This is a genomic window from Massilia scottii (assembly GCF_030846495.1).
Taxonomy (GTDB): Bacteria; Pseudomonadota; Gammaproteobacteria; order Burkholderiales; family Burkholderiaceae_D; genus Telluria_A; species Telluria_A violaceinigra.
On the sequence record NZ_JAVCWM010000057.1, the window covers coordinates 1 to 6,437 of the forward strand.

A 6,437-nucleotide genomic window follows, 5' to 3' on the forward strand; every position below is an offset into this window, starting at 1 on the left:
CTTTGTGAACATTTGATAATTTAAGTATTCAACGTCGCTTACGCTTCGTTGGCACCTTCATCAAACGCCCACACTTATCGACTGTTAATTGTTAAAGAACTTATTCCGTACTACTTCTGCCGTTTGCTACGAAGCGTTGTGTTCGTTGCAGCAGAGAGGTGAGATTATGCAGCGTTTCGCGTTTCTCGTCAACCTCTTTTTGTTACTTCGCTTCTTTCGAAACGCCCCTGATCTGTCTTGCAACTACTTGATTTCGCTACTGAATCAGCGGGGAGGCGAACTATAGCAAAGCCTCCCCGGAGTGGCAAGGCCTATTCTGATAATGTCGTAACGGAGTAACGTGAATCGGCGCGCATGCTGCCTGGCGTGAACGGCAGCACCGGCCAGGTCTTCTGCGAATACAAGGGCAACTGGTCGGCGTGGTAGGGAGACGTCGGATCGACAGACTGCCCATACAGAAGCATCGCATGCGCGACCGGCCCAGCCTCATCGAACGTCACCGTTTGCACGTAGCTGGTACCCCATGCAATCTGGTGATAGCCATCCGCTTGCAGCGGCGTCTCCATATGAATGGAATTGTAGGAACCATCGATATCGCCAATCGCGCCGTGCAGCGCTACCCGTCGGCCATTGCGCGTATCGCTCTGATAATCGCCGAGCAGCCCGTCCAGCGGAACGCTCAAGGCCAGCATCTGCTGTGCCGCCTCCTTCAATGCCGCCAGCATGCCAGGCCCCGCGGCCGGAGCGAGCCCGCGCGGCGTATTCACGGGATCTGCCGGGTCCAGCGGAACAGCCCATTTGTCCGGAATAAGCGACGCCCGGTTCCAGAATTCGCGAAACAGGACCGCGCCCCGGCTATCGAGGTTGGCATGCCTGTCCCATGCGTTCAATACCCGGCAGGCTTGCGCCACAATGGCATCGATGGAAGCGCCGCACAGCGGCAGGAACTCCGGAAGCATCAATTCAGCCGCATACACGCGATTGGCAAACGCCAGCTCCTGCACGTCGCTCATCCCCAGCCTACCGTGATTGGCCAAGGCATCTTCAAGCTGCCTGAAGCCGATGCGCGTGCGCAGCATCTGCGCTACGCCGGCCGGCCCGTACAGCGGCGAGTAGCCGAAGGGCGCCGGCCCGGTCAGCAAAGCGCGCGGCGTCGACAGCCAGTAACTATCGTTGGAATTGCCGACATAATCGGTGCGCGTCATCCAGGGCGCCTCGACCGGCGAGAATACGCCCGCCGGCGCCCGAGTATCATCGCCCCACGCGCAGGCGCGGCGCGAGCCGTCGAACATCAATAGCTGCGGCAGCACAAAACAATCGGACGCGAACATCTGCGCGCCAACCTTGGGCACGACACTCGCATCCGCGTACAGGACATTCCCATCGCGGTCCGCCGCCATGGTATTCACCCAGGGCAGGCCCACGATCCTGTCGAGCGATGCCTTCATCTCGCCGACATTTTTAGCGCTACCTACGCCGATCCATTGTTCGATCAGACGCGTGTTGTGGCGATTCGCATCGCCCAGCACATGCACCGCCTCGTTCGACCAGGTGATACCCGCATCCGGCTTGACCAGCACCGCGCCCTGCTTCGTGAAATAGAAGGTCTTGCTGCGCCGGCTCATGCGCCCATCGGAGCGCAGGCTGTCGACGCTGACGGTCTTGGCGCTCATTTTAGTGGGAACGCCATCGTACAGATACGTCGTGCCACTCGGATCACGCGTATCGAGCGCCAGTCTGAAGGTCGTGAAATGGACCGCGCGCGTCACGGTATGCGTCCACGCCACATCCTTGTTAAAGCCGATGACGATAATGGGAATGCCGCCCAGGATGGCTCCCATGGCATCGTATCGCCCCGGGATCGTCAGGTGCGCCTGATAAAAGCGGTCGGTACTGGTCCAGGGATAATGCGGATTGCCCAGCAGGATGCCGCGCCCGTTCACCGTCACGTCCTTGCCGAGCGCCAGTCCATTGCTGCCCAGTTGTTCCCGGGTCAGGCGCGCAAGCCTGCGCTCAAGGAAGCCGATATCGCTGACCGCAACCGCCTCGCGCTTGTCCGCGAGCGAAAAGGCGCCAGCCCGCGCGGCATCGACGATCTCCTGCGCGAATACCTGGCCGGACGCGTGCAGCGCCTTTTCGGCGAGCACCAGCATCATGTCTTCGTACGTGATCGGCCTGACCCACAGCGCCTTGTTGCATGCGGCGGGATAGCGGCCGGCATACTCCTTGAGATAACGGTTATAGCCGGCCGCGTAACCGGCCAACAAATCGCGCGCGTCCTGGCTGCCGGCCGCGTACCCCGCCTTTAACTGCTCGGTATCGAGATAGCCTTTGAAGAAAAAGTCGCTGTCCTCGTTGTTCAGCTTCATGAAATCGCTGTTGGCCCCATATTCGCCGTTGCGCGCCGGCGTTGCCGTTTTATCGGCGCCAAAGAACTGCGAACGCTCGCCGCGCACCGTGAGGATGGTATCGGCGAACATGCACACGTTATCCTGGGCATAGGCATAGGCCAGGCCGTAGCCGATGCCGCGGAAATCACCTGCGCGTACATGGGCGATGCCGTGCGACGTGCGCGCCAGCTCGGCGCTGAACTGCGCACGGGCGACGGTCCGCCGTTCATGTGCCTCGTCGCTACGCCCGCAGCCGCCCATGGCGAGCCCGGCCAGGCATGCCGCCAGGGCAGACCAAACCGGCCGATTGTGGCGAACCAAATCCAAAAATGCGCGTCTCATGGTGACTCCCTTTCACTGTCGCCGGCCAGGATGACCGACAGGCAATCGTACGAATGCCGGCCTGGGGCGTATTGAGTGGAGTCAACAAAGGAAAACTGTGCCATGCAGCACGGCGGATAGTGTTCGGCCGTCTCAATTGTGTGCGGTTGAATGGGCGCGCGTTTGAGCGTACTGTTCAGGCATGGACAAGCCGGTTATCGAACATAACGGGTTGCATGAGGAGATGCGTAACATCATCGAAGAGGCACGCGTGATTCTTCCCGGCGTGCAAGCGCTGTTCGGCTTTCAAACCATCGCCGTCTTCAATGACCGCTTTGCCGAACTGCCCTCCTACGCGACCTTGTGTCACCTGGTGGGGCTGGGCATGGTGATCATCGCCGTCGCGCTGGTGATGACGCCGGCCGTGTACTACCGGGTGGTTGGCCCGGCCAATGTGTCGCGCCGGATGATCGCGCGTTCGTCATGGCTGATCCGGTGCGCCCTCGCGCCTCTGGCGTGCGGGCTTGCGCTGGATATGTTCACGGTCATCTTTGTGACCACGCGCGGCTTGCCGGCCAGCGTGGCGGGCGCGCTGCTGACCTTGCTCATCCTGAGTGCACTGTGGTTCGCATTCCCTTGGTATGAGCGCAGGCGCTGCCATTCGCGTCAGGGTGATGCGGAGCGTGCGCTATAGCTGCGGCAATGGCGGCTGTGGCGGCTATGGCGGCTATGGCGGCTATGGCGGCATCGTCAGCGGGCAGTGCCGGCCTGTGTGCACCCAGCGGCATTGGGCGTAAGTAACGTACCGCGTCGGCTGCGTCCTGGCGCCGCCACGGCAATGCGGCAGACAGATCGGCTCAGTACGGACTGGCGGCCGGGCGCACGATGATTTCACTCACGTCCACGTCGGCCGGCTGGTCGATGGCAAAGCGGATGGCGCTGGCAATGGCCGATGGTGCGATCGCCACGCGCCGGAAGTCGCGCATGGCCTCGCGCGCCAGCGGATCGGAAATTGTTTCGGCCAGCTCGGACTCGGTCACGCCGGGCGAAATCACGGTCACGCGGATGTCGCCGCCCACTTCCTGGCGCAAGCCTTCCGACAGGGCGCCCACCGCGAACTTGGTCGCGCAGTACACGGCGGCGGTGGGACTGACCGCATGGCCGCCAATCGACGAGAGATTGATGAACTGGCCCGAGCGCTGTTGCTGCATCAGCGGCAGTGCGGCTGCGATGCCGTGCAGGACGCCGCGGATATTCACGTCGATCATATGATTCCATTCATCGACCTTGAGCGCATCGAGCCTGGACAAGGGCATCACCCCGGCGTTGTTGACGAGCACGTCGACGCGCTTATAGACATCGAGCGCGAAGGCCACGAAGCCCTGCACATCTTCCAGGCGGCGCACGTCCATCGCGAAACTTCAGCCGCACCACCTTCGCTGCGGATCTCGGCAACCAGGGCTGTGAGGCGGTCGGCGCGGCGCGCCCCGAGCACAAGGCGGTAACCGTGGCGTCCGAGCAAGCGCGCGGTCGCGGCACCGATGCCGCTGCTGGCGCCCGTGATGAGGACAACTTTCTGATGCGGATGAGGATGGCTGGACATGTGATTCTCCTTGAATGGCGGATAGGTGATGCATCTTACAAATCACTGGCACGCACGGAAATACACAGGACTCTCGGCTGATTGCCTATTTCTACAAGGTATCAATGCATGCTGGCATGCGCATGCGAGGCGGGTGGGAGGATGCTCCGTCAAACTTGCATCCGCGTGCCTGTGGCTGATGAGAAAAAGAAATATTCGATGCTTTCGTTAGGTGTAATATTCGCAGAGGTGCATGCCGATCCGGGCCGCGAGGATGGCGTGCACGCATGGCCGGTGCGCACCGCACCGCGGAATGTATAAAAATAAAACCGGCAGCATTGCCGGTAGATTGTCTGGGGATGGGGAATGGGTTTGACGGCGAAGACCAAGATCGATTGGCGCGAGGAATGCGCGCAGCCGCGATCTTCTGTTAACCCGCCACATGCCGATGCGAGGATGCTCTGAGTCAAGCCTCCGTCAAGACCTATCTGCCCTGGGTCGTCGCCGCGGCGCTGTTCATGGAACAGCTCGATGCGACCATTGTCAACACGGCGGTGCCGAGCATTGCGGCGAGCTTCGGCGTCAGTCCGCTCAGCCTGAAATCCATCGTGTCCAGTTACATCCTCAGCCTGGCCGTGGGCATTCCGGTCAGCGGATGGATGGCGGACCGCTTCGGCACACGGCGCGTGTTCGCGGTGGCCATTGTGGTCTTCACGATCGCATCGGTGCTGTGCGGCATGGCGGTCAACACCCCGATGATGATCGCAGCCCGCTTGCTGCAAGGATTCGGCGGCGCCATGATGATGCCGGTCGGGCGCCTCGCCATCATCCGCACCTTTCCCAAGTCCGAGCTGCTGGGCGCGATGAATTTCGTGATCATTCCGGCGCTGATCGGCCCGCTTTTGGGACCGACGATCGGCGGGCTGGTGGTGCACTGGGTGTCGTGGCGCTACATTTTCTTCATTAACGTGCCGGTCGGCCTGGTCGCGCTGTTCCTGGTGTTTCGCTACATGCCCGACTATCGCGCGGCGCAGCGGCGCCCGCTTGACGTGGTCGGCCTGATCCTGTTCAGCTCGGGAACCGCGATGCTGTCGTGGTTTTTGGAAATTTTCGGCGAACACACCCTGGCACCCGTGACAGCCGCGGCCATGCTGGGGTCTTCGCTCGCCTTGCTGGGCACGTATGGTTTGTATGCAAGGGGCAGGAAGTATCCGCTGCTGCGCCTGTCGCTGTTTCACATCCGCACCTTCCGTATTGCTGTCGTCGGCGGTTTCCTGACGCGGCTGGGACTGGGCGGCATGCCGTTCCTGCTGCCGCTGCTGTATCAAGTGGGGCTGGGTTTTCCGGCATGGAAATCCGGCTTGCTGATGATGCCGGCCGCGATCGCGGCGATGGCGATGAAACTGGTGTCGCAACGTTTGCTGCACCGCTTCGGTTATCGCCAGATCCTGGTGGTGAATACGGTGTGCATCGGTTTGACGATCGGCCTGTTTTCCTTCATCGGCGCCGGCACGCCGCTGGTGTTGATCGTAATGCTCGGGCTGACCCAGGGATTTTTTAATTCGCTGCAGTTCTCGTGCATGAATTCACTCGCCTATGCCGATATCGACGACCAGGATTCGAGCATGGCCAGTACGATGTCGAGTTCGTTCCAGCAGTTGTCGATGAGTTTCGGGCTGGCCGCCGGTTCGCTGGTCACCGCCTGGTTCCTGGGCGATGTGCCGCAAACCGACCGCACGATCGTCATCAGCGCGCTGCATCATGGTTTTGCGACGCTGTCGATCATTACCGTGATTTCGTCGCTGACCTTCTGGCGTCTGCACCAAAACGATGGCGAGAGCATCAGCCGCGGTACGGCGCTCAGGCTTCAGCGCTAATCGCGGCGGTTCGGCGGAGTTTTCCTGAGCGCCCCGCTCAGGCGCCGGGTGCGAGGGGCGTCATTACGTCATCGCACAGGCAATACCACGGCTCGATCGATTCCTCGTGCATAGCGAGGCTAAAAAACCTGAGTGCTGTTACCAGTTCGTCGATTTGTTCCGTACTCGGGTGCCGAAAATCATCAGAATCCTATTAAGCGATTCTGGCGGACGAAAAAAAACCCCATCTGCACAAAACGCGATTGAGCGCGCTTGGCTGATGGGGCT

3 protein-coding genes and 1 pseudogene are annotated in these 6,437 nt (G+C 61.0%); 2 read left to right on the forward strand and 2 right to left on the reverse strand.

The features are described from left to right. Positions 1-311 precede the first annotated feature (311 nt). On the reverse strand, positions 312-2,732 hold the full coding sequence (locus RBA41_RS33150) for a penicillin acylase family protein (RefSeq protein WP_306628605.1): 2,421 nt from the start codon (positions 2,730-2,732) through the stop codon (positions 312-314). A gap of 181 nt (positions 2,733-2,913) precedes the next feature. Here RBA41_RS33150 and RBA41_RS33155 point away from each other — a divergent pair, with 181 nt between their 5' ends. Further along, positions 2,914-3,405, forward strand: coding sequence for a DUF6328 family protein (locus RBA41_RS33155; protein ID WP_306628606.1), 492 nt, complete (start codon positions 2,914-2,916; stop codon positions 3,403-3,405). A 163-nt stretch (positions 3,406-3,568) separates the two neighbouring features. On the opposite strand, the pseudogene RBA41_RS33160 reads toward RBA41_RS33155, so the two are convergent. Beyond that, positions 3,569-4,314 (reverse strand): annotated as a pseudogene (locus tag RBA41_RS33160) (SDR family oxidoreductase). A gap of 497 nt (positions 4,315-4,811) precedes the next feature. On the opposite strand from RBA41_RS33160, the gene RBA41_RS33165 reads away from it, so the two are divergent. Further along, positions 4,812-6,170 carry a DHA2 family efflux MFS transporter permease subunit gene (locus tag RBA41_RS33165; protein WP_374709639.1) on the forward strand — a complete coding sequence of 453 codons (1,359 nt, stop codon included), beginning with the start codon at positions 4,812-4,814 and terminating at the stop codon, positions 6,168-6,170. The last annotated feature ends 267 nt before the right edge of the window (positions 6,171-6,437 follow it).

Coding starts and splice junctions, on each gene's coding strand:
- RBA41_RS33150 (WP_306628605.1), bottom strand. CDS start 2,732: ATGAGACGCGCATTTTTGGATTTGGTTCGCCACAATCGGCCGGTTTGG.
- RBA41_RS33155 (WP_306628606.1), top strand. CDS start 2,914: ATGGACAAGCCGGTTATCGAACATAACGGGTTGCATGAGGAGATGCGT.
- RBA41_RS33165 (WP_374709639.1), top strand. CDS start 4,812: ATGGAACAGCTCGATGCGACCATTGTCAACACGGCGGTGCCGAGCATT.